This is a genomic window from Actinosynnema sp. NPDC037264, assembly GCF_055603705.1.
The window spans coordinates 17,105-38,613 of the sequence record NZ_JBVJVK010000073.1 but is presented as its reverse complement, the minus strand read 5'-3'; the positions used below and the strand labels follow the sequence as shown (position 1 = coordinate 38,613).

Below are 21,509 nucleotides of genomic sequence, written 5' to 3'. Positions count from 1 at the left end.
CGTTCGTAGTGCGTGGTGTAACACCCTGGTAGTTGCCGGTGGCAAAGCACACGTGGAGCGCGGCATGCCGGCCTCCGCATGATCGAGGGGCCGGGGTAAATCCCCCGGCCCCTCGACTCTCCACGTGGTCAGCCGCCGAAACGTCCGGTCTTCAGCGCGGCGACGAACGCGTGCGCGGCCTGCGGCCCGAAGGCGAGCTGCGGGCCGGTGGCGTTCTTCGAATCACGCAGCAGTCGGGATTCGCCCGCACAGGCCAGCTCGACGCAATCGCCACCCGTACCGCCGCTGTAGCTGCTCTTTCGCCACGAGACCTCCTCTGTTTCCAGGTCCAGGCTCATCCGCCCGTACCCCTTCCGCTAGCCCGATACTGCTGTGCCAGGCTAACGAGAAGCTCACGGCTGTCCGCTCGACTGAGAGCCACAGCGCACAACCGTTCGAACATGTGGGCGTACCGCGCAAGATCCGACGGCCGCTCCGCCATCAACCCAGCGTGATCGTGCTCCATGTACACGACGCCGATTTCCAACTCGTCCGGATAGCGCAACATGGTGAAGCTGCCGGTCATCGCAATGTGCGCACCAATACTCGACGGCAACACCTGCAACGCGATGTTGTCCTGCTCGCTCATGCCGATCAAGTGCTCGACTTGGCGAGCCATCGCATCGGCACCGCCGACCGGACGCACCAGCACGGCCTCGTCCAGAACCGCACGCAACACCGGTGGCCGAGCCGCGGTGAGGCGACGCTGGCGTGCGGTTCGCAACTCGACGATGCGCTCCGGCTCCGCGCTGGCCATCTCGGCGGCCTGGACGAGCGCGCGGATGTAGTCCGGCACCTGCAGCAGCCCCGGCACGACCTGACTCTGGTAGGTCCAGATCGCGGACGCGTCGGCCTCCATCTCGAAGAACGTGCCGCTCCAGTCGGGCACGGTCTCGGCGTCCAGGGTTAGGACGCCGCGGTCGTTGGACTCCTCGGCCTGGCGCACCAGCATGTCCACCTCTGGTGCTCCCACCTCGTACACCTGACACAGGGCGCGCACCGTGCGGGGCAAGATCGTCTGCTTGCCACGCTCAATCCGAGAGATGCTGGCCTCCGACATACCCGCGTACCGGGCAACCTTCCGCAGGTCACGCGTGCCACGCAGCCGCCGCAACTGCTTGCCGAGGATGAGCCGCCGGAGGAACGGCCCGAACTCCTGGTCGATGTCTGCCACCACAACGTCTCCTTCGCCACGCACAGCTAGCCCGCCGCCGGTCAGTGTGCCGGGTCGTCACAGCGAGCCTCGGTCGTGGTCGCCCGATCGGTGTATGGCTCCATGCAATTGCATGGCGTACTTTCATGAGGCCGGCCTCGGCCGGTGGCCCGCCCCGCCGAACCCGCTAGCCCGTGGACGGCGGGGCAGGGTCCCAACCAAGGAGGTGATCATCGTGGGGGATCGGGCTCGTCCGCATCGACTCGGACATCGATCCTCCCGAATGGACGAACCACCCGAAACGACCAACACCGACGCACCCCCGACCTGCGTTAAACAGGATGTGAGCTTCGTATGGGCTCGCCTGCGGGTATGAGCGGGCAGAGGAAGTGGTGGGCAGCGCCCGATGGGGTGGTGCACGCCTTCACGTACCCGCTACCCGACGGCCACACCCACCTCGCGGTCGCCGCATGTGGAACGGACGCGCCGAAGTACCTGCTCCGCAAGCCAAAGCGTGAGCAGCGATGCCTGGTCTGCAAGCTGATGATCGGTCGACGTGGAGACCAGATCGTTGAGCACTCGGGCGGCTTGGTGATCGACGTCCGCAGGACGCATCGGCGCGACCGATAGACGATCACGTCAGACCCGCTCGGCAGTCCTGTGCGGCCGGGCCGTGGGCTTCCGCCTGACTGGCGCCGCCCCACAACCAGAGGAAGTCCCTAATGCCGGATTGGATGCTGCCCCTGCTCGTGCTCGCTACCTTCGGCCCGGTCGTCTACTGGGCCGTGTCCCGCGAACGGGACGCTCCACGTCCCACTGCACGTCCGCGCCACGCACTGAGGACCCGCCACCATGGATGAGCCGCAAGTGCCGCGCGACCCCAACGTCATCTCCGACCCGCAGGACCTGCTGGACGCGCTGGTTTCCGAGTTCCTCACCGGGTCTGCGGAGAACTGCCAGCACATCGTGGACACGCTCGGCGACTACGTCAGCCAGCGGCGACAGGAGTAACCAAGACCCCGGGCCGACCTCGCCGGCGGCCCGGCGGTGTGCGCCCTCGGCGGGAGCCGCACACCAGCCGCGTCCGCCCTCCTCCCCAACCACCCACGGGAGGGCGGACGCGGTGTCCACCAGACGACATCACCCTAGGGGGACCAAGCCGCCATGATCACCGCACTCAGCTTCCCCACACCTGATCTCGCACGCCGTGATCCCGGCCAGGAGCTGCGCGTGGCCGCGTTCGCCGAGCTGCAGGCGGAGCGGGCCGAGCTCATCCGCGAGCGCCTGGCCCGCGACTGGCACGGCCTCAACCCGCGTCAGCGCGTCGAGCAGCTGCGCCGCACCTACGACAGGCTGATCGAGTGGAGGCACGGCCTGGCGGTGGAAGCCGCCGAGCGCCTCGGTGCCGGCATCCCGCTGGACGTCGAGAGGTTCCGGACCGGGATCCGGCCGCGCGAGCCACGCATCGACCGCATCGGCTACGTCGGCCGGATGCGTCACCGGTCGACGTGGGACGAGGCCACCCGCACGTACGTCGGCGGGGAGCCGACGCCCGCGTACGAGATCATGCTGCGCTACGGCCAGCTCGCCCACGCCCGGATGGACGCCGAGGGCGCCGGTGACACGCTGCTCACCCGGGTGCGGCTGCCGTCCGGGGGCGACGTCGCCGGGACCACCCTCGTTCGTGGCCACGCGGCCACACTGATCGCCGCCGACCTGGTGCGCCGCGTCATGGCCCGCGGTCGCGACGCCAGCAGGATGGAGACCGGAGGCGACGCCGTCTACCTGGTCACCGCCCGCGACGACGCACGCAGCTCGATGCTCACCGCCGCCCTGTACCAGCTGGCGAACGACGACGCCCTCAACCCCGACCGTGCCCTGCGCTACATCCAGGCCGCGCGCTACCTCCTGGTCCAGGCGCCCCGAACCTACAAGGGCGCCGACGCCTGCATCCGGGTGCTGCTGGTCGCGGTCGGGACAGTGCTGCTGCGGCGTCCGCTCGTGCTGGAGCAGGACATGGACCTGAGGTGCCTCGTCGGCAGCCAGGACGTCGCGACCGAGATGCCCGCGGACCTCGTGGTGCCTGCCGACGCGCCCGAGTAGCGACCACCGGACTCCCGGCACCGCCATCGGTGCCGGGCGGTGCGCACGCCCGCGCAACGTCGTGCGCACCGGCCGTGCCCCGCACTCCAGTCCCCCCGGAGGGCGGGGCACGGATCCCCTCCACACCCGCAACCGGAAGGAAGGAATCCTGTGGCGAGCCGCATCGAGAGCGAACCACCACCGCCCAAGCTGCCGCCGTGCCCCACCGGGCCCACCGGCCCGGCGTCCTGATCGAGGTCGCTGGAGCGGGCGGGTAACACACCGCCGTCCGGGCACGACCCACTACCTGTATGCCGACGAAGGAGGACCCGTTGACCGCGCCTACACCGAGCAGAGCGTTCGACCCAGCCACCGACAACGGCAGCTCCACCCCTGGGCCGAACTGGGCCGTGGGTGGCGCCCAGGCGTCGCTGGAGCGCATCCGCTCGGCACCGACCGTCGACGCGGCCATCGCACAGGCCGGGACCGAGCAGGTCGTGCTGCTGCACTCGATCCGCCGTCTGCTGCTGTGGACGTTGGTCGTCGTGCCGGTGCTGCTGGTCGCCCTCGGCGTCGCGTTGATCGTCGTCGCACCGGGAACCTCGGACTGCGGCACGTACGGCACGCTCTGCCGGTAACCACGAAAACGGGCCCCCGCGCCACCGCCCCCGGATGGGAGGCGGTGACGCGGGGGCCCACTCGTGTGTGCGCAGGATCTACTGCCGCAGAGGCGTCGTCCTGAGGGCCGAGCGCGGGGCGTTCGCGATGCCGGGCACGCCGAGCACGGTCAGGACCGCCATCGTGATGACCAGCCACTCGGAGCCGGTGACCAGCCCGTCGTCCAGGAGCGGTATCGCGGTCTCGACGCCCGCCACCAGCACGGCCACGACACCCTTCGACCAGCTGGCCAGGCCGCTGCCCTTGGGCAGGTTCGGGACGATCTCCACGCTGACCGCGCCCAGCACCGCCATGACCACCATCAAGGTGTGCACGATGGTCCACGGGCCGCCGAGCAGCTCGTGCACCGTGACCACGGCCGCGCCGACGACCGCCAGGATCGCCTTCCTGTACTGGTTCAGCATCAGTTCCGTACCTCCGGGTTCGGGATGGCGGCCAGCGTGCGGCCGGTGATGGCGACGAACAGCCGGGCAAGGCGCTCCTCGTCGACGTCGACGAGGAGCGCGCCGTCGTCGTCGCGCGGCAGCGCGGCGATCAGCTGCGAGGCCACGGCGGGCGCCATCGCTGCGGCGACCTGCTCGGCGGTCGGGGTGTGGGTGGCGACGGCCTCGTTCATGACCCGCGACAGCTCGTCGGGGGTGATGTCGGGGTGGGCCAGGGCCTCGGCGAGCATGGCCCGCGTCGCCGCGTGCTCAGCGGCGTTGCGGTCGATGATGTGGGCCATGTCGCGCTTGATCTGGGCGTCGGTGATCTGGCCCGTGACCAGCACGTGGTACTGCTGGTCGTAAGCGATCTTGGACCCGGCGCCGAAAACGCAGTCCACGTCGTCCTCCAGGTTGATGCGGCCGGCAGCGTGGTCCGCCGCCAGGCGGTTGATCTCCGGGATGGCCGCCAGCACGTACCGCCCAGGGCACGCGGTGGCGATCTGGTTGGGTGCCTGCTGATGTCCGCCGTTGAGGGCGGGGCGCGGGCACCAGCCCCGGCTGTGCCAGTAGGCGAGCAGCAGCGCGGCCGAGACGATCTGGGCCCGCGTGAGCGGGTGGATGTCGTAGTTGCCGATGAACACGATGGCGCGCGCGATGTCGTTCCGGCCGCCGGTGTGCGCGCCCTGGCGGTCGACGCCGTGCCCCTCGTAGATCCGGCCCGACGGCGGGATGCCCGCGGTGTAGGAGATGCCACCGCCGAACCGGTCCTGGCCGATCTGGTCCAGGGTCCGCATCGCGGCGGCCTCGTCGTCCTCCACGCCGTCACCGTTGGCGTCGATCCACTCGATGTCCGGTGCGAGCGTCACGCTGTGGTGCGCCCAGTTCTCTTGCCACGGCACGGGTGCCGGCCGGAAGCCGTTGCTGTACCTCGCACCCCACTGGGCGCGCGTGATGATGTCGATGTCCACTGTCACTCCCCAGGAGGCAGTCGGGGCGGGGTTCTGGTCGAGCTGCCCGGCGGACCGTCCGACGGTGCCGTGCACGTGTAGGTCGGCGCGTCGTCGGGTGATTCGGAATCGCGGACGCACGACTGGGTGCGTCCGTCGCCGTCGACCCACGTCCAGCCGGCTGGCGGGCGACCGTCGGTGCCGTTTTCGCCCGGCGCACCGTCGCGGCCGTCCTGCCCGTCGACGCCGTCCACACCGGGTGGCCCGGGCGGACCCACGGGACCGGGCGGCCCCGGCACGCCGGTGCCGTCCGCGCCCTTGCACTGGCCCGGCTCGGCCAGGCACGGCGGCGTCACCCCGTCGGTGCCGTCCTGGCCGTCGTCACCTGCCGGACCGACGGGACCAGGCGGACCCGGTTCGCCGCGTTCACCCGGCACCGGCGGCTGGACCGTCGGCACGCCGCCGAGTCCGCGCACCTGCTCGGCGAGCTGCTGTGCCGCAACCGCGTTGGAGTCGGCGCGCTGCTCCAGGCGCTGGATGTCGACGAACGCACTCGTGATCATCGCCGCGACGACGAGGCCGCCGAGGGCCAGGGCGACGATGCCGAGCCGCATCCCCCTGCGCGCCCCGGGATCGCGGGACTGCTCAACCGCCTGATCGAGCGCCGTGCCGATACGGTCCTCGGTGGTCACCCCTGGTCCTCCTCTCGTAGGTGTGCGAGTGCAGCGGCGATTTCCTCAGCCGTGATCTGGCCGTCCTCGGCTGCCGAGGCCAACTCGTCGGCCATCCGCTGCGCCGCGTTCTCTGCGGCAGCGCGTGGTTCCCGGCGGGTCGCGCGCCTCGTGTTGACCACGAGTGCGTACGCCCCCGCGGCTGCGGTGATGAGGCCCGCAAAGGCCGTGATGACCCCTGCAATGTCACCCACTCACCCCTCCTACTTGGTCGGTACGGGTGGCGATGAGAGTCCACTGTGGATGAATGGCTAGGTGGCCGACTCGTAGTCGAACTGGCAACTGATCTTGTCGCCAGAGGCGAAGGTGAATCCGGCGTCGCCGGGGTCCAGGAACCGGTTCGTGGCGGGGTCGACGGCCCACACCTGCGCGGAGGTAGCGGCCGACAGGATCTCGATGTGGAGCAGGCTGTGACCGGCGGCGTTGGCCCAGATACCGGAGCCGTGCCAAATGTGCCCGGCCCGGGTCGCCGCGGTGACGGGCAGGGTGAAGCTCACGGGCCCGGTGCCGAGAGAGACACCGCTCCCGGCGACCATGAGCACGTTGCCGCGCACGTTCGTGCCGATCTTGTGGTACGCGCCGGTTTTGGTGCCCGAGTTGTTGTCCATGACGAAGTTGGGCGTGTAGGTCGACACGATCAGGCTGGCGACGTTGAACCACGAAGTGCCGTCAGTGATCTGGGTCAGCCGGGTCGTCGGGTTGTGCCAGATCAGGCCAGGAACCTTGGTGGGCTCCGATGTGGACACGTACGGGGTCTGGGCGTCGACGTCGTCCGCCAGGTCCTTCATCTTGGTGGGCACGTCGGGTGCGTCGCCGCCGCCTGGGTAGCGGAACGCGTGGCGTGCGGTGGTGGGCATTCATCGCCTCCAGGAGATCCGTAGGGCACCGGCGCTGCCGTGCTGGGCCAATCCCCACATGCGCATGTAAGGGCTGCCCTTGATGCCGATCGAGCCGCCCGAGTTGACGAGCTCCTGGCCGAGGGCGGTGGGCAAGGCGAACCAGCCGGACTGGTCGACGGCCAAGGCGACACCGGTGGGACCGGTGCCCCAGGTGAGCGCGCCGCCTGGGCGTACGTTGTCGGCGACCCGGTACAGGTTGGCCGTCTGAGCGCCGAACGTCCCGCCCGCAGTGCGGCCCAGGAAGATCTCGACCCCGGTGACGGTCGCGCCGGCCAGGGTTCCCGCGATCGCTCCGGAGTAGAACCAGGCGCCTTCGTTCGCGCCGGGGAACGTCGGTGCGGTGCCCTGGATGACGTTGCCGTTGGCGTCGGTCCGCCACCCGGAACGCCAAGTGCCGTCGTGGGTGGCGGGGAAGGTCGTCGTGCCGGAGGTCGACCCGCCTGGTGGCGGTGGCGGTGGTGGCGGCGGTGCGGGCGGTGCGTCGGTTACGCCGACTTCGCCGAGGACCAGGCCCGCGCGGTCGGTGCCCGGCCACAGCAGGTAGACGCGGTCACCGGCGGTCGGGCTGTAGGTGGAGATGAATGGGAGGTCCCAGCTGTCGCCGCCGGCGCTGACCACGATGGTGGTGCTGCCGACCGGCACGTCGACCACGGTCCCGACCGAGGGCAGTGGCACGCCCATCGGGCCGAGCACGACGAGCATCTGGCCTTGGCGCAGCAGCGCGACGCCGTCGCCTTCGCGCGGGGCGTAGCCGGAGCTGGCCCAGAACAGGTCCGACCGTTCGACGCCGCCGACGTTGACGGTGACGGCGTTGCTGGTCGCGACGCTGACGCGGGTGACGACGCCGAGCACCAGTTCGCAGCCGCCACCGCCCATGGCGGCGATGTGCCCGGCCAGGCCGCCGCTCACCGCGCACCCCACAGCTGGGTGCGCGGCACCAGGACGGTCATCGTCATCGTGCGGGCGGGCAGCGACCACGAGAGCGACCGGACCGGGCCGGTGAGCGTGCGGTCCGGCAGCTCCAGCGCCACGACGTCGTTCCACTCGAGCGCGGGATTGGCGACGCACTCGACGACCACCGGCGCGACGCGTTCCCGGATCAGCCGCGACAGCAGGGTGTCGGCGTCGGCCTGGGCCGCGGTCGTCGTCGTGATCAGCGGCGAGTTGTGGCCGTGCGGCACGCGGCCGAACGGCCCGCCCCACCGCAGCGGCCCGTCGGTCTCGATCGCCGACGCCTGGACCGGCACGCCGTCCGGACCCTGGCCGGTGGAGATGACCCCGTTGCGCAGGTCGGTGCGGCTCAGGCGGCGGCCCCAGCTGACGATGTCGCCGTCGACGCCGACCCGCACCGTCCACACTGCGGTGTCGCCGGCGGCCTTGGGGATCAGGGTGAGCGCCCCGTCGGCGTTGATGCGCGCGACGCGACCGAGTACGTCGGCGAGGTCCTGGACCGCCTGCACGCGGCTGGTCTGGTAGGTGACCGCGGCGGGGATCGGCGCGTCGTCGATGGTGGAGAGGTCGGCCACCGGCACCAGGTCCTGGACCAGGCGGCGGATCTCGTCGAGCACCGAGGCGGTGCTGGCCGGCGCTTCGGGTGACAGGAACTTGGCGTCGTCGACGAGGGCCATGCGGTCGGTAGCCTGCACGACGACCTTGGTTCCCCGGCATGCCCATCGCACGTCCTGGGGGCGGGTCGGGTCGGGGGTGTAGGCGGTCCACCACTCCTGGGGGTCGGAGTCGTCGACGCGGTACCAGCCCAGCGAGACCTGCTCGGTGGTCGCCAGGCCGTAGCGGAGTCCGGCTCGCACGTGCAGCTGGCTGCCGTACGGTGCCAGCGGCGAGTCGTAGTTGTCGGGCACCAGCGAGTCGTCCTCGGCGCCCGCGGTGATGGTGGCCGACCCGGCGAGCGCCCGGGCGCCGTCGACGTCGACCCGGCCAGACAGCAGCGGCACGTCGGCGTGCACCAGGCGCCCGTCGTACCACGCGTCGACGGTGACGGTCGGTGTGAACGACCCGCGCAGCGCCAGCAGGAACTCGTCGGACACGGTCTGCACTACAACCCCCTGCGCAGCTCGATGAACGTGGCGTAGAGCAGCTCCAGGTCGTCGAACGTGGCGGCCTCGTCGAGCAGGTCGTCGAAGGTCCGCGGCTGCACGACGATGCCCGACCCCGGCCCGCGTACCGAGTCGCCGCTGGCGGTGAACACGCTGGACTGCCAGCCCGGGTGAGGGCTCTCGACGATGTCGCCCAGGGCGACGTACGTGAGTCCGGTCAGCTGCGGGATCTCGGCCGGGGTCCGGACGCACAACGGGTAGGTCTGGCCCAGCAGCGTGCGCAGCGCCTCGGCGTCGCTGGGTGTCCAGGCGATCAGGGTGAACGGCATCCGGGAGGCCGCCCGCCGTGTCCCGCCGAACGCCACCGGCAGCGGCGCCCCGATCACCGGCGCGGTCGCGCCGTCGATCGAGTAGACGGCCGGCAGCAGCGAGTCGCCGATGATCGACACGCCGCTGCTGCGGCCGAGCTCGAGGGACGCGGCCACGGCGGTGGTGGGGTCGACGGGGTCCTGTAGCCACACCTCCGTCGTGGCGACGGTCACCGCGGTGCCCGCGGACTCCTGCGACGGCACGCCGACGGCGTCGGCGGTGCGGCAGGTGTAGGTCACCGGGACGCCGGTGGGCACCTCGTAGTCGACGACGAGGAAGTCACCGGCGACCTCGGCGTCCTCGGCGTCCCGCACGACGGTGCGCTGCCCGCGCCAGGTGCGCCACACCGTGATCGTGTCCGCGTCGACCGGCATCGGGGTAATCAGCACCTCCACGCGCGGACACGGATCGGCATCGGTGGCCGCGGTCAACGTCGGCGCGGGCGGAGTCGTCGTCACGGGCGACCTCCCCTCAGGAACAGCTCGCGCCCCTCGGCCGCCAGCGCCTGGTCGGCCGCGATCCGCATCCGCGCGAGCAGCTGCCCGTCGACGTCGACGACCACGAGCGTTGTCGGCATGACCGGGCCGGTGCCTGCGGCCGCGGGCGGTGCGCCTCCGTGCACGCCGCCGCGCGAGTAGGGCACGACCTGGGAGCGCGGGACGAGGGCGTAGCCGAACGCGTCCGCCGTGGTCGCCAGCACTCCGACCGCCCGCGGCCTTCTGTCCACGGCCCAGGGGATGTAGGACTCCTTGTCCGTCTCCGGTTCTGCCCACACCCGCACCAGGCCGGGTACCGCGGTGGCGATCTGGGGCTGGTGGTTCTCGTGGATCCCGCCACCGGCGAACGCGATGACGCCGCCCTGGGCGATCGGAGCCCACGGCCCCAAACCCAGACCTGCGGTGTTGCCCCGGGTGAGGTCGACCCTGAGGGTCGCGGTCCGGTTGTTGATGTCGGCGATCAGGGAGTTCGTCCTGTCCCGCGCCGGGTTGTCGTTGGCGTTGACCACGACCGTGCCGTCCGGGAGGGTGCGCACCTGGAAGCCGAGGTTCGCGAGGATCTGCTGCGCCTCGGCGCTGAGCACGCCGACGTTGACGTCCTTGTTGGGCGGCACGTTGTTGACCGCGTCCCGGACCCGGGTCAGCTCCAGCAGCGCGGCCTGCGAGCCCGGGGTGAGCACGCTGGTCGACGCCACGCTGGGGATGCCGAGCACCGAGTCGGCGTACTGCTCTGCGGCTTGCTGGCCCATGCCGAACTTCACGGCCTGTTCGATAAGCGCCGGCCTGCTGGCGTCCAGCGAGTTCTTCAACGCCGCGGCACCGGCGGCGGCTCCGCCGGTGGCCTGTGCCTCCCGGGCCGCGGCCTCCGCCAGGGCGTTAGCGGCCTTGGCCTGGCCGTCGAGCGCCTCCAGGTTCGCCCGGCCCGCAGTGGTGTTGATGTCCAGGTTCTTGCCGTTGGTGGCCAGCGCCTCGTTGGTCTCGTCGATCTGGTCCAGGTAGGCGCGCTGGGCGTCCCGGTAGGACAGGGTGACGCCGTTGATCGCGTCGAGCGCCTTCACGACCTCGTCGAGCGCCTTGGATGCTTCCTCGGCCTTCTTGCCCAGCTCCTGCTGCTGCTCGGTGTGGTCCTTGACCGAACCGGCCGCGCCCTTGGCCGCTTCGGCGACGTCCTTGTTGGCCGCGACGTTGCCCGTGGTTTCACCGCGGAGCACTTCCAGCTTCGCCGCGAGGTCCGCCGCAGCCTCGCCCCTGGCGCTCAGGGTGTTGTTGGTGTCGCCGGCGCTGTAGATCGTTTCGGCCTCGACGATGGCGCCCAGCTTGGCCTTCAGGTCCTCGTAGGCGCTGCCCTGTCCGATGATCGCGTCGGTCACTGATCCGAGGTCCAGCTGGAGGTCCTTCGCAGTGCGGAGCAGACCCGCGTCGCCAGCTGCCTTCGCGGCGGTCTGCCGGACGCTCTCGTTGACCACCCCGTTCTGTTCGCGCAGCGCATCGGCGACGGCCTTGCCCGCGCTGGCCAACTCCTCCTGGCGCCGCTGGGCGCCACCGGTGACCGCGGCGAAAAGGCCGAGCAGCGCGGTGCCGCCGGCGATCGCCGCACCCCACGGGCCCGACATGAACAGGCCGAACTTGCCCAGCCCGGTGGACACGCCGCCGCCGGTGGCCATGAGGGTGCGCATGGTCTCGCGGAACGCGATGACCTTCGGCACGGCGATCAGCGCCGCGCCGCCGAACAGGGTCACCGCCAGGGTGCCCGCGCCGACCCAGGTGACGACGTCGCGCACCGGGCCGGGCAGGGACTGGTAGGCGCGCACGACGTCGGACACCGTCTGGGCGACGCCGACGAAAGCGGGCGCGACGGCCGCGCCGACGTCGATGAGCACGTCCAGCATCTGGTTGCCCGCGACCTGCAGCCGCGAGGCCGCCGTCTCGTAGCGCTTGCCGGCTTCCTCGGCCAGGGCCTTGTTCTCCACCCAGGCGGTGCCGCCGACCTTCAGGCTCTTGGTCAGCAGGTCGCTGGCGCCCGCGGTGCGCAGCAGCGTGTCCCGGACGATGATCTCGCCGAACCCGAGGTCGGCCAGGACGCCGAACACGTCGCCGCCAGCCGCCGACATCCGGTTCAGGCCGCCGACGAACGTGGAGATCGCGCCCGCCGCGTCGTCCTTGTAGGCCTTGGTGAACTCGGCGGCCGACATTCCCGCGACGTCGGCGAACCCCTGGATCTCCTTGCCGCCGGCGCGCACCGCCTGCTCCATCGTGATCATCACGCGGGAGATCGACGAGCCGCCTGCCTCCGCCTCGATGCCGACCGACGACAGCGCGCTGGCGAACCCGAGCACCTGCGCTTCGGTCAAGCCGACCTGGCGGCCGGCACCGGCGATGCGCAGCGCCATCGACAGGATGTCGGCTTCCGTGGACGCGCCGTCGTTGCCCAGCGCCACCAGGGCGGAGCCGAGCCGTTCGGTGTCCTTGGCGCTGGTGCCCATGATGTTGCTGAACTTCGCCAGCTCGGTCGCCGCGTCCTGGGCGGTGAGGTTCGTCGTGTTGCCCAGGTCGATCATGACCTTGGTGAAGCCGACGATGTCGTCGCGCTTGATGCCGAGCTGTCCTGCGGCCTCGGCGACCCCCGCGATCTCGGCGTGCGTGGCGGGCAGCGTCCGGGCCAGGCGCCGCATCTCCTGCTCCAGGGCGGCGATCTGCTCCGGGCTGCCGTCCACGGTCTTGCGCACGCCGGTGAACGCGGTCTCCCAGTCGATGGCGGCCTTGCCCGCCATGCCGAGCCCGACCGCGGCCGCCGCGCCGACGCCGGTGAACCCGGTGCCGAGGTCGATGAGCGCCTGGCGGTGCTCCTGCTGCTTCGCCTCCAGGCTGTCCAGCTCGCGCTGCCAGCGGCGGGTGAGCGTGCCGGCGGCCTCCATCTCCCGGCGCAGCTCGCTGACGTCCGCGCCGATCCGGTAGGTGAGGTTCTTCGTCGACACCGGCGGGCCTCCCCTCTGGTCGGCCCGTCCGGGCTAGTCGGTCGGGTTGCAGCGCGGACAGTCGCGGTGGATGCCGCCGACCAGCCGCAGGTGCAGGCCCGGTTCTCCGTTGACCACGTGCGGGGCCTGGCGCAGCCGCTCGATGCGCAGACACCCCGGGCACTGGTACGCCTCGGCGTGGTAGGCGTTGCGGTCGCCGCCCGCCGCCTCCGACCAGTCGTCGGGGTGTGTGCCGCACGAGCCGCACCGGCGCGACTCGTGCGACTGCCACGCCAGGGCGGCTTGCTGGTCGGCCTCCGACCATCCGAGGAACTGCGACAGCGGGATACCGCGCGGGCCGCAGTAGGCCATGCGGACCGCGAACAGTCGGTCCGCGTTCAGCCTTTTGGGACGATCGGGTCCGCCGCGGTGACGTTGAGCCTGAGTAGCGCGATCCGCAGCACGTCCCGGTCGCCGTCCGACCACGCCGGGTCTGCCAGCCGTTCCCGCCAGAACGGCTCGTCGCGCAGCGTCTCGTCCACACAGGACTCGGCCAGCAACGGCGCGAGGGCCGAGGCCCAGTCGATCTCGTCGCCCGACCACTGGGACATCGCCGCTTCCCAGTCGTCCGCCGGCAGCGCCTGCAGCTCGACCTCGGCGTAGTGCGCCTTGACCGCGTCGGCGGCGTCGCGCACCGCCTGCTCGGCCGCTTCGACCTCGCCGGGCCGCGGGCCGTCCTCACGGGTCTGCGCCGCGCGCAGCGCGACCATCGCGCCCGAGAGGACGTGCTGGTCGGCGGAGGGGTCCGACACCTGGATCGGCACCACCACCCGGCGACGCTGCTTGGCCTCCAGGCGCTCGCGCAGCGTCGTCACGACTGCGGCAGGGTGACGTCCTCGGCCGGCTGGGCGAGGATGGCGAAGTCGAACCGCAGCTTGTTGGCGTCGTCCATCGACCGGACCTTGGCCACCGTGGACACCCGCACCTTGAACACGTCGCCCACCTCGGAGGCCAGGCCGCCGTCCGCGATCACGATGTAGCCGGACGTGTCGCGCGGCATCAGGTCCCGCAGGTCCGCGCCGAGCCGGTCGGCGTAGACGGTGATGCTGCTCGCCTCGGCGGTGATGCGGCCGGGCAGCTGGCCGACGAACCGCTCCTTCAAGGTCGGGGTGTCGATGTTGTTGGTGCTGACGGTCCAGCCGGACCAGTCGGCGAACTCCTCCGTGAGGTCCGTGCCCGCGTCGAGCTCGGCGAAGGTCGGCGCGCCGGTGTCGGCGATGGACGGGCACCACAGCACGTCGGTGATCCCGACGCTGTAGTAGCGGGTGATAGCCGCCGGCGTGTTGGGGGTGATCGGCATGGCTCAGTCCTCCTGGGAGCGTCGGTCGCCGGTGGTGGTGGTGCGCTTGCTGGTGCTGCTCTTGCGGGCGGCCGGGGGCGGCGTCGCCTGCCGATGCGGCGTCGCCATGCTGTCGGCGGCCTCGTCGACGACGACCCGGTCCGCCTGCAGTCCACGGCCGCCCCGCGCCCGGACCGGCGGGTCGACCTCGTGCCAGCCGCACCCGGTCCAGTGCGGCAGCGACGAGGCCGGGACGGGCACCGGGTCGCCGTCGATGTCCGGGTGCTTGATGTAGACGGTGCTCCTGCTGTTGTTCCTCATCCGAATCCCAACTCGTCGGCCACGTCGTTGAGCGCGGCGAGGATCTCCGCCGTCGCCTCGGTCCCCTTGGCGTCGGCCGAGGGGAACAGGAATGGGCGGCTTTTCTGGGTGACCCACACCCAGCCCTTGCGGGTCTTGTTCGTGGCGTCGGCGTGGACGGGGTGTCGGAAGAAGCCGCGGCCTCCGCCGTCCTCGTACGGGCGCGCGTGCGGCGTGCTCCTGTTGCCCGCGATGACCGTGACGCCCTCGCGGTCCCGGCGGAACGACACCTGCATCCGCACGGTTCCGGGGATCCTGCTGGACCAGGCGGCCTTGCTCTGCGCTTCCTCGGCGATCATGCGTCCGGCGGCCCGCAGCCGCGGCCGTACCGCCTTGCGGGTCGCCTCGGGCACCGCCCGCATGTCCGCGGCGATCAGCTCCGGGATGCTGGGGCCCGTCGATCGGCCGCCCCGGTCGTCGGCCCACCAGTCGTCGACGGTCGTCACAGCAGCGCCTTCCCGGAGAGCTTGAAGATCACCGAGACCTCGATGCCGTTAGCGCTCGGCGTCTGGAACCACTCCTGGTCTCCGACGGTGATCTGTCCGCACGTGCTGCCCAGCGTCGGGTCGGTGGTCACCACCGAGCACACGACGGCGAACGCGCGGGCGACGTTGTCGCGGGCCCGTTTGGTGGACTCGCGGTTCGTGCTGCCGTCCACCGCGCCGATCAGGCCCCAGATGCTCCAGGACTCGGAGTCGCGCGGCCGGATGCCCTGCGGGGCCTGGCGGCTCGTGGTCGCGGCCGGGCGGTCCTCGTCGGTCCAGCCGATGATGACCGTCACGTGCTCGAAGTCGTAGTCCCCGCTCGCGAGCGGGCCGTCGAGCACGTCGTCGTCGAGCAGCTCCGGGTGGGAGGTCAGCACGGCGACCAGGCGGTCGATGACCGCGGGGATCGTGGTCGGCTTCAGTTGCGTCACGTGACGTCACCCGCCCTGGATCGGTGGCTTGCCCAGCAGTTCGATCGCCCGGTTGGGCACCGCGTACCCCAGCGACCCGAACGCGCCGGTGCTCATCGAGTCCTGGTAGCCGCCGCCACCGGGCGGTGAGGTCCGGCGGGTCTGCGGGCGCTCGGTCTGCCAGAGGTGTTCGACGATGATCAGCGCGGCCTTGGTGTAGTTCGCTGGCATCACCAGGCGGCCCGCCGCGTAGACGCACCGCACCAGTCCGTGGAACCGGGGCGCGCCCGCCGGTGCCGTGACGATGCCGGTCTTCTGGTCCAGGTGCAGGTCTCCCACGGTCCAGGTGGTGAGCCCGTCGACGGTCTGCACGCTGGTGAGCTCGATCACCGGCGTGGTCCCGAGCACGAGGTCGTCGGACCAGTCGCACTGCACGTCCTCGGTGACCACCCGCCGGACCACGGCTTCGTGCACGTGGTCCTCCACGGCCTGGGTGACCGCTTCGATCCAGTCCCGCAGGGTCTCGTCGTGCTCGGTGACGTCCGCGCCGATCTTGCACTTCTTCTTCGCGTCGGCCAGGGACACCATCATCGCGGGCACGGCGGGCCGCACGTCGAACACGTCGACGTGGGCCAGGGTCGGGGTGGTCGACGTCCACCGCACCGCGTGCAGGCCCGCGACCGTCGGCACGTAGTCGGCGCGGTAGGTGCCGGTGGTCGGGTTGACCGGGGCCGGGGTCGCCGTGGTGCCGTCGGGCAGCGTCACGGTGCACACCACGTCGGTGCCGTTCACCGGCGTGCCGGACTCGTCGGTCAACGCGATCTCCAGCGGCACCAGCGCACCGAGCAGATAGGTCACCGTGTCGCCCCTCTCATTCGCCCCAGGCGTCGCGGTACGGGCACGACCCGGCTCCCGCGTCGCCCGCCGCCGTTCATGGCCGCAGCGGCGCGCACAGCGCCCACCGCGCGGCCCGTGGTCACCGAGTCCGTGGTGCCGATGTCGGCTGGCTCGACCACGACGTCGAGCCAGTAGTTGCTGGCCGCTCCTGGCACGGTGGGGAACGCCGGTGCGCCGGTGGAGTAGAGGCACTGCCCGTAGGGGGCCTGGGTGAAGTCGGGCACCACGAGCGGGCCGGACGTGATCCCGCCCGCGCCCTCGCCGCCCGGGTTGTTCCAGAACCCGGCGGTGATGCTGAACGCGTCGGGGAAGTGGAACACCACGCGGTACCACTGGTCGACGACGAGCGGGACCGGGGAGGTCAGCTCGGTCATCTGCCACCCGGTGCCCGCGTAGACCGGGGTGACCTCGGCCAGCACCGTTCCCACGGTCTGCGAGTCCACGCGGTACAGCCGCGCGAGGTCCGGCACGGGTGCTTCGTCGCCACGCCAGAACCCCAGCCGACGCGCGCGGTAGTCCTCGGTCACCCGGAAGTCCATGCCGAGGTTCAGCGCCACGCCGTCGGTGACCGAGGCGGACGGGCCGGCCGTGGACGACCACACGCGATGATCGGCCACGGCCAGGACCTCCTTACTGCTGCTTGTTCGCCCGCGGGCGGGCCGCCTTGTTCGGCGCGGCCGGCTGCGCCTTGGTCGCGTCCGCCGCGTCGCCGGTGGCGCCGTCGCCGGTGCCGCCGTCGGCCGCGGACTGCTCCTGGCCGCCGTCGCCGGACGGCTTGCGCAGTTCCGCCAGCTCGTCCTTCAACGCCACCACCTGCTTCCGTGCCTCGTCGCGTTCGGACAGAGCCTGGGCCAGCTGCTTCTTCAGCTCGCTCTCGCGGCTCTGGCCGACGTCGGCGCCGGACTCGGACTGCGGGGCGGCCCGGTCGAGCAGGCCGAGCCGCTCGGCGTCGGCCCGGGGCACCCGCATGCCCGGCCTGCAGTACAGGACCGCGGCGCGCGGGTCGCCGTCGTCCACCAGCTCGTCGCCGTCGGCCGTCAGCCACTTCTTGACGTCCACCACGACCATCTCGGCGTTGTCGCGCCTGCGGTCCCTGTTGACCTGGAATGCCACCGTTTCGCTCCCTACAGCTCGACGTACCAGACGACCACCGTGAACTTCCCGGCGGTCAGCGCCGCCGTGCCCACGGTCGCGGTCGGGGTGCGCTGGGCGGTCGTCTTCACCACGGCCGAGGTCGCGGTGAAGTCGGCGCGCTTGGCGCCGGTGGTCGACCACGGCGCACCCGAGATCGCGTCGGCGGCGTTGATGTCCGCGGCCGACTCGGTCCTGATCGCGACCGTCGCCGCACCACCGGAGGCGAGCGCGGTGTCCACGTTGATCAGCGCGTCGACGATGACCGCGCCGGAGGGGATCGAGTCCCCGCGCAGCACGATGTTGCCGACCGCGCCGCCGTCGACGGTGAAGTCGTAGACGGCCACCGCCGGCTTCACGCGACCGGTGCTCAACCCGCCGCTGAGCTTGCCCGTGCCTTCGATGACGGCCACGGCAGGCCCCCTCTCCTGGGTAAGGGGTGCGGGGAGGGCCGAGCCTCCCCGCACCGGGTCAGATGCCGGTGACCGTGCAGAACGCCGCCGGCCGGTAGACGACCAGCGCCACGCGGATGTCGGCGCGCACGGCCTGCTTGCCGTTGACGAAGAAGTCGCTGTGCGCGTTGGTGATCTGCACGTCCATGCCGCGCTTCACCGACAGCTCGCTGAAGTTCTGGAAGTCGCCCACCAGGCCCGTGTTCTCGGTGAGCGCCTGCGCCATGACCGCGCGCAGGCCCCAGATCCGCTCGGGACCGGCCTCGCTGGGGTTGCCCCAGATGTAGATGCCGTCCGCGGTGCGCAGCAGGCGGATGTCCTGCCAGTCCAGGGGGTTGGTCATGTAGGCGTCGGGCATGGCCTGCCCGGTCGTCATGACCTTCACCATGGCCTTGTAGATCGCGTCCGGCGTCGGGTCGGCGCCCTTGGCCTGGGTCTGGATGCCGGTGGTGTTGAGGAACCCGGTCAGGTTCACGCCGGTGCCCGAGCCGACGAGGATCTGCGAGTCCAGGCGCTGCCGCACCATGAACGGCAGCCGTCGGTTGAGGTAGCCGGCGGCCTGCTTCTCGTCCTCCAGCTGCTCGTCGGTGACGGGCAGCCAGGTGCCGATCTTGCGGACCGGGCTGTCCTCCTCCTCCAGCGCGAGCGCCGACTCCGGGTAGGCCCCGCCCTCGGCGACTTCGGCGGCGTTGTTGGTGAACGTCGTCTCCTGCATGAACCGGACGGAGGTCTGGCTGGTCTCGCCGAGGGGAATGACGTCGACCACCTGGATCGGGCGGGTCGCCGCGTCCACCACTCGACCGTTGCGGGTGACCTCCGGCGCCCACCCGGCCGTGGTCTGGAACAGCGTCTTGACCTCGATGACCAGGTGGGCCTCGGGGCCGGTGCTGCCCGCGCGCTTCAGGTACGCGTCCGACGCCACGAACAGCTCGCCGACGGACTTGGTCGCGCCGCGGTCGTCGTCGCGGCCCTTGCGCCCGGAGTCGCCGGGCTCGCCGGCGTCCGGGTTCTGCTTGACCCGCTGCGCGGCCTTGGCCAGCACGCGCAGGCCGTCGCGCTTCTTGCCCAGCTCGTCCAGCTCCTCGTTCATCGCGCGGATCTGGTCGACCTTGGCCGCCGAGTCGCCCGACAGGGACTTGACGGTGTCCATGTTCATGGTCGGCCCGGCCTCGTCAAAGATGCCCGCGAGCTTCTTCGTCTTCTCGGCCAGCTCGGACTCGCACTGCGTGAGCGCGGGGAAGTCCAGCACTTCGGTCATCTCGTCTTCTCCCTTGGCGAAGCGACGTAGGGGTGGTGGTGATCAGCGCCGGGTGCGCTGGACGAACCGCAGGAACTCCCGCTGTGCGTCCTGGTCGACACCGGCGTCGGGCGCGGCCAGGAGCTCGCCGAGGGCCTTGAGCTGCTCGCGCACCTGCGCCAGCAGCTCGGCCGACTCCGAGCCCAGGCCCTTGCCCTTGGGCAGCCGCTTCGCCATGACGTCCGCGGCACGGTCCGACAGAGCCTTGACGGAGGCCAGGACCTCCGTGCACTCGTCGGTGAACTTGATGGCTCCCTTGGCGGCGAGCGTGCGGGTGCCGACACCGGCGCCCAGCATCACCGGGGACACCTCGTGGACCTTCACCTGCTCCAGGAACCTGACGCGCTCGCCGCCGTGGTCGCCGTAGGACCACTTCAGCGCGTCGTAGCCGTAGGACCACTCCTGCAGGTCCCCGGCGTACTTGACGGCCAGGAACGTGTCCCGGCCGGACGCGGTGTCCATCCAGAACTGCCCGGTGAACACGGCCTCGGTGTCGGTGGTGGTGATGGTTCCCTTGCCGACCGGCAGCGCTCCGCGCCACGTGGTGTGGCCGTAGGCGGAGATCAGCGCCTCCGCGCCGTCCTCCATCGCGCCGGGGACGGTGACGTCCCAGTCGGAGTCCTTCACGTTGAAGGTGCTGAACACGCACTCGACCAGGCCCGCGTCGGCGTCCTTGATCCTCACGCGGCCCAGGCTCTTGGTGCCGGACTCGCCCATCACTTCCCCCTTCCGGTGACGGGCACCCAGCCCGCGATGATCAGCTCTCGCGCCTTCTGCGGGTCGGACACCGGCACGCTCTGCTCGCTGCCCGGTGGCTGCAGCTGCACGGAGAACAGGCCGGTGTGCCGCAGCAGCGACCAGTCCTCGGCCTTGACGGCGGCGACCACCGACTCGGCCTCGTACCCGGCGTCGACGAGCGCGCGGATCGTCGCGGCCTGGGACGCCTGGATCTCGGCGACGTCCTTGCGGTCCTCCCGCAGGAACGAGATGTTGCGGACGTCGACGGCCAGCGTGCTGTCCGGTGGCGAGTCGTCCACGATGGGCGCGAACGCGTCGGCCGAGGTGCCCCACAGCGGCATCAGCGTGCCGTCGGCGTAGCGGCGGCGCGCCTGCCCGTAGTTGCTGTAAGTCGCCGCCTGCAGGCCCTCGGAGAAACCCGCGATGACCGGCGGCACGCCCGCGGCTGCGGCCATCCTGGTCTCACCGGCGCCCTGCACCGCGCGGAAGTCCAGCTGCTTGAGGTCCTTGCCGACGACCGTCACGTCCGCGCCGCCGCCCACGTACATGGTCTTGTAGGCGTTGCGCAGGCCGCGGTGCTTCTGCTCCATCAGCGCGACGAACTTCTTGAACTGCTCCTGCTTCATCTCCCGGTCGAGACTGACGACCAGCTGCGGACTCGCGCCGTTGCGGAAGAAGTTCAGCTTGTGCGTCGTGGCCGCGTTGTCCGCGTCCAGCTCGCGGATCACCGGGCTGATCCAGGACATGCCGCGCCACTGGGCGTCCGGATCGGGGATCGGCGCGAAGTGCGCCACCTCGTCGGGGGTCAACAGGTGCGCCGGCTCCGACGACAGCGCTCCGCCCGGCTCGTACAGGTAGCCGATCACCTCGGCGTCCAGCTCCCAGGGGCTCTCGGCCGGTTCGTCGTCCGAGCCGAGCAGGATCGTCACCCACTCCGGGCGCAGCCGCCGCAGCGCCTTGCGGCCCTGCCGGTCGCGCTTGGCGAAGAAATTGTTGCCCGCCAAGTCGGCGTCCTGGATCTGCCGCGCCAACAGCTTGCGGGTGCTGCCGCCCCGCCACGGCCTGTCCAGCAGGTCCAGCGCCGGGGTCCGGTACAGCTCGCCGGGCCCGGTCTCCAGCTGCCGCTGCCACATGAACTTGGCCTCGGAGAAGACCATCATCCGGGCCAGGCACAGTGCGAACAGGATGCCGTTGCGCTTGTAGGCCAGGTTCACCATGCTGCTGAACGTGGCGTCGATCTTCTCCCGGTCACCGGTCGTCGGGGTGTTCAGGTAGGCCAGCCGCAGGTCGTCGAACGACCACGACGGCGGCTGCGACCACGCGGACTTGCGACCCGCGACGACCCGGTCGATCAACCTCACGGCTCACCCCCGTCCCGCTTGGGCTCCGGCACGTCGAGCAGGAACAGCAGCGACCACGCGGCCAACAACCCTCCGGACGCCACCCAGCCCGCCGGGACCGACCACCGGAACACCCCGACCGCGATCAGCACGCAGGCCACCGCCAGCAGCAGCGGCAGCGCCAGCGCCTTCACGGCCTCCACCTTCAGCGCGGGCTTCAGCACCGGCTCGC

General features: G+C 71.2%; 28 protein-coding genes. 3 read left to right on the top strand and 25 right to left on the bottom strand.

What is annotated here, in order from left to right; genetic code table 11:
* Positions 1-128 precede the first annotated feature (128 nt).
* Positions 129-338: a DUF397 domain-containing protein gene (locus ACZ7GX_RS40600; protein ID WP_498785251.1), complete on the bottom strand. Its 210-nt coding sequence runs from the start codon at positions 336-338 to the stop codon at positions 129-131.
* On the bottom strand, positions 335-1,213 hold the full coding sequence (locus ACZ7GX_RS40595) for a helix-turn-helix domain-containing protein (protein ID WP_498785249.1): 879 nt from the start codon (positions 1,211-1,213) through the stop codon (positions 335-337). The genes ACZ7GX_RS40600 and ACZ7GX_RS40595 overlap by 4 nt, the downstream gene beginning before the upstream one ends.
* A gap of 831 nt (positions 1,214-2,044) precedes the next feature.
* On the opposite strand from ACZ7GX_RS40595, the gene ACZ7GX_RS40590 reads away from it, so the two are divergent.
* From ACZ7GX_RS40590 to ACZ7GX_RS40580, 3 genes are all read left to right on the top strand, one after another.
* The gene (locus ACZ7GX_RS40590) at positions 2,045-2,203 is read left to right on the top strand and encodes a hypothetical protein (RefSeq protein WP_498785247.1); all 159 of its coding nucleotides are present in this window, start codon (positions 2,045-2,047) and stop codon (positions 2,201-2,203) included.
* A 153-nt stretch (positions 2,204-2,356) separates the two neighbouring features.
* The gene (locus ACZ7GX_RS40585) at positions 2,357-3,295 is read left to right on the top strand and encodes a hypothetical protein (protein ID WP_498785245.1); all 939 of its coding nucleotides are present in this window, start codon (positions 2,357-2,359) and stop codon (positions 3,293-3,295) included.
* Positions 3,296-3,606: 311 nt separating this feature from the next.
* Positions 3,607-3,912, top strand: coding sequence for a hypothetical protein (locus ACZ7GX_RS40580; protein ID WP_498785243.1), 306 nt, complete (start codon positions 3,607-3,609; stop codon positions 3,910-3,912).
* A 78-nt stretch (positions 3,913-3,990) separates the two neighbouring features.
* Here ACZ7GX_RS40580 and ACZ7GX_RS40575 read toward each other — a convergent pair whose 3' ends face one another.
* Genes ACZ7GX_RS40575 through ACZ7GX_RS40465 form a run of 23 tightly spaced genes read right to left on the bottom strand, consistent with a single transcriptional unit; the run spans position 3,991 to position 21,501 of the window.
* Complete coding sequence (locus ACZ7GX_RS40575) at positions 3,991-4,356, bottom strand: hypothetical protein (RefSeq protein ID WP_498785241.1); 366 nt, start codon at positions 4,354-4,356, stop codon at positions 3,991-3,993.
* Complete coding sequence (locus ACZ7GX_RS40570) at positions 4,356-5,345, bottom strand: peptidoglycan recognition protein family protein (RefSeq protein ID WP_498785239.1); 990 nt, start codon at positions 5,343-5,345, stop codon at positions 4,356-4,358. The genes ACZ7GX_RS40575 and ACZ7GX_RS40570 overlap by 1 nt, the downstream gene beginning before the upstream one ends.
* Positions 5,346-5,347: 2 nt before the next feature.
* Entirely contained in the window at positions 5,348-6,016 is a 669-nt protein-coding gene (locus tag ACZ7GX_RS40565) for a hypothetical protein (RefSeq protein ID WP_498785237.1), read from the bottom strand.
* Positions 6,013-6,249 (bottom strand): hypothetical protein, encoded by a 237-nt coding sequence (locus ACZ7GX_RS40560; protein ID WP_498785235.1) that lies wholly within the window; start codon positions 6,247-6,249, stop codon positions 6,013-6,015. The genes ACZ7GX_RS40565 and ACZ7GX_RS40560 overlap by 4 nt, the downstream gene beginning before the upstream one ends.
* A gap of 57 nt (positions 6,250-6,306) precedes the next feature.
* Positions 6,307-6,912, bottom strand: coding sequence for a hypothetical protein (locus tag ACZ7GX_RS40555; RefSeq protein ID WP_498785233.1), 606 nt, complete (start codon positions 6,910-6,912; stop codon positions 6,307-6,309).
* Entirely contained in the window at positions 6,913-7,863 is a 951-nt protein-coding gene (locus tag ACZ7GX_RS40550; RefSeq protein WP_498785231.1) for a hypothetical protein, read from the bottom strand. It abuts the gene before it with no gap.
* Entirely contained in the window at positions 7,860-8,999 is a 1,140-nt protein-coding gene (locus ACZ7GX_RS40545; protein ID WP_498785229.1) for a DUF5047 domain-containing protein, read from the bottom strand. Before ACZ7GX_RS40545 ends, ACZ7GX_RS40550 begins: the two co-directional genes overlap by 4 nt.
* Before the next feature lie 8 nt (positions 9,000-9,007).
* Complete coding sequence (locus ACZ7GX_RS40540) at positions 9,008-9,835, bottom strand: hypothetical protein (RefSeq protein ID WP_498785227.1); 828 nt, start codon at positions 9,833-9,835, stop codon at positions 9,008-9,010.
* Positions 9,832-12,849, bottom strand: a complete 3,018-nt coding sequence (locus ACZ7GX_RS40535) for a phage tail tape measure protein (protein ID WP_498785225.1) — start codon at positions 12,847-12,849, stop codon at positions 9,832-9,834. Before ACZ7GX_RS40535 ends, ACZ7GX_RS40540 begins: the two co-directional genes overlap by 4 nt.
* Positions 12,850-12,882: 33 nt before the next feature.
* The gene (locus tag ACZ7GX_RS40530) at positions 12,883-13,200 is read right to left on the bottom strand and encodes a hypothetical protein (protein ID WP_498785223.1); all 318 of its coding nucleotides are present in this window, start codon (positions 13,198-13,200) and stop codon (positions 12,883-12,885) included.
* A 26-nt stretch (positions 13,201-13,226) separates the two neighbouring features.
* Positions 13,227-13,703, bottom strand: coding sequence for a hypothetical protein (locus tag ACZ7GX_RS40525; RefSeq protein ID WP_498785221.1), 477 nt, complete (start codon positions 13,701-13,703; stop codon positions 13,227-13,229).
* Positions 13,700-14,188 carry a phage tail tube protein gene (locus ACZ7GX_RS40520; RefSeq protein WP_498785219.1) on the bottom strand — a complete coding sequence of 163 codons (489 nt, stop codon included), beginning with the start codon at positions 14,186-14,188 and terminating at the stop codon, positions 13,700-13,702. The genes ACZ7GX_RS40525 and ACZ7GX_RS40520 overlap by 4 nt, the downstream gene beginning before the upstream one ends.
* A gap of 3 nt (positions 14,189-14,191) precedes the next feature.
* Positions 14,192-14,488, bottom strand: coding sequence for a hypothetical protein (locus ACZ7GX_RS40515; RefSeq protein ID WP_498785217.1), 297 nt, complete (start codon positions 14,486-14,488; stop codon positions 14,192-14,194).
* Entirely contained in the window at positions 14,485-14,973 is a 489-nt protein-coding gene (locus ACZ7GX_RS40510) for a hypothetical protein (RefSeq protein ID WP_498785215.1), read from the bottom strand. Before ACZ7GX_RS40510 ends, ACZ7GX_RS40515 begins: the two co-directional genes overlap by 4 nt.
* Complete coding sequence (locus tag ACZ7GX_RS40505; RefSeq protein WP_498785213.1) at positions 14,970-15,443, bottom strand: hypothetical protein; 474 nt, start codon at positions 15,441-15,443, stop codon at positions 14,970-14,972. The genes ACZ7GX_RS40510 and ACZ7GX_RS40505 overlap by 4 nt, the downstream gene beginning before the upstream one ends.
* A 6-nt stretch (positions 15,444-15,449) precedes the next feature.
* Positions 15,450-16,280 (bottom strand): hypothetical protein, encoded by an 831-nt coding sequence (locus ACZ7GX_RS40500; RefSeq protein ID WP_498785211.1) that lies wholly within the window; start codon positions 16,278-16,280, stop codon positions 15,450-15,452.
* Positions 16,277-16,936, bottom strand: coding sequence for a DUF4082 domain-containing protein (locus ACZ7GX_RS40495; protein WP_498785209.1), 660 nt, complete (start codon positions 16,934-16,936; stop codon positions 16,277-16,279). Before ACZ7GX_RS40495 ends, ACZ7GX_RS40500 begins: the two co-directional genes overlap by 4 nt.
* 13 nt (positions 16,937-16,949) lie before the next feature.
* Positions 16,950-17,432, bottom strand: a complete 483-nt coding sequence (locus ACZ7GX_RS40490) for a hypothetical protein (RefSeq protein ID WP_498785207.1) — start codon at positions 17,430-17,432, stop codon at positions 16,950-16,952.
* A gap of 11 nt (positions 17,433-17,443) precedes the next feature.
* Positions 17,444-17,863: a hypothetical protein gene (locus ACZ7GX_RS40485; protein WP_498785205.1), complete on the bottom strand. Its 420-nt coding sequence runs from the start codon at positions 17,861-17,863 to the stop codon at positions 17,444-17,446.
* Positions 17,864-17,921: 58 nt separating this feature from the next.
* On the bottom strand, positions 17,922-19,160 hold the full coding sequence (locus ACZ7GX_RS40480) for a phage major capsid protein (RefSeq protein ID WP_498785203.1): 1,239 nt from the start codon (positions 19,158-19,160) through the stop codon (positions 17,922-17,924).
* Positions 19,161-19,202: 42 nt separating this feature from the next.
* Positions 19,203-19,916, bottom strand: coding sequence for an HK97 family phage prohead protease (locus ACZ7GX_RS40475; protein WP_498785201.1), 714 nt, complete (start codon positions 19,914-19,916; stop codon positions 19,203-19,205).
* Positions 19,916-21,298 (bottom strand): phage portal protein, encoded by a 1,383-nt coding sequence (locus ACZ7GX_RS40470; protein ID WP_498785199.1) that lies wholly within the window; start codon positions 21,296-21,298, stop codon positions 19,916-19,918. Before ACZ7GX_RS40470 ends, ACZ7GX_RS40475 begins: the two co-directional genes overlap by 1 nt.
* Positions 21,295-21,501: a hypothetical protein gene (locus tag ACZ7GX_RS40465; protein ID WP_498785195.1), complete on the bottom strand. Its 207-nt coding sequence runs from the start codon at positions 21,499-21,501 to the stop codon at positions 21,295-21,297. The genes ACZ7GX_RS40470 and ACZ7GX_RS40465 overlap by 4 nt, the downstream gene beginning before the upstream one ends.
* Between the last annotated feature and the right edge of the window lie 8 nt (positions 21,502-21,509).

What these genes read in the sequence shown, in the direction of transcription:
- ACZ7GX_RS40480 (WP_498785203.1), bottom strand. Translation starts at nt 19,160, where the DNA reads ATGACCGAAGTGCTGGACTTCCCCGCGCTCACGCAGTGCGAGTCCGAG.
- ACZ7GX_RS40585 (WP_498785245.1), top strand. Translation starts at nt 2,357, where the DNA reads ATGATCACCGCACTCAGCTTCCCCACACCTGATCTCGCACGCCGTGAT.
- ACZ7GX_RS40600 (WP_498785251.1), bottom strand. Translation starts at nt 338, where the DNA reads ATGAGCCTGGACCTGGAAACAGAGGAGGTCTCGTGGCGAAAGAGCAGC.
- ACZ7GX_RS40520 (WP_498785219.1), bottom strand. Translation starts at nt 14,188, where the DNA reads ATGCCGATCACCCCCAACACGCCGGCGGCTATCACCCGCTACTACAGC.
- ACZ7GX_RS40590 (WP_498785247.1), top strand. Translation starts at nt 2,045, where the DNA reads ATGGATGAGCCGCAAGTGCCGCGCGACCCCAACGTCATCTCCGACCCG.
- ACZ7GX_RS40555 (WP_498785233.1), bottom strand. Translation starts at nt 6,912, where the DNA reads ATGCCCACCACCGCACGCCACGCGTTCCGCTACCCAGGCGGCGGCGAC.
- ACZ7GX_RS40475 (WP_498785201.1), bottom strand. Translation starts at nt 19,916, where the DNA reads ATGGGCGAGTCCGGCACCAAGAGCCTGGGCCGCGTGAGGATCAAGGAC.
- ACZ7GX_RS40575 (WP_498785241.1), bottom strand. Translation starts at nt 4,356, where the DNA reads ATGCTGAACCAGTACAGGAAGGCGATCCTGGCGGTCGTCGGCGCGGCC.
- ACZ7GX_RS40530 (WP_498785223.1), bottom strand. Translation starts at nt 13,200, where the DNA reads ATGGCCTACTGCGGCCCGCGCGGTATCCCGCTGTCGCAGTTCCTCGGA.
- ACZ7GX_RS40515 (WP_498785217.1), bottom strand. Translation starts at nt 14,488, where the DNA reads ATGAGGAACAACAGCAGGAGCACCGTCTACATCAAGCACCCGGACATC.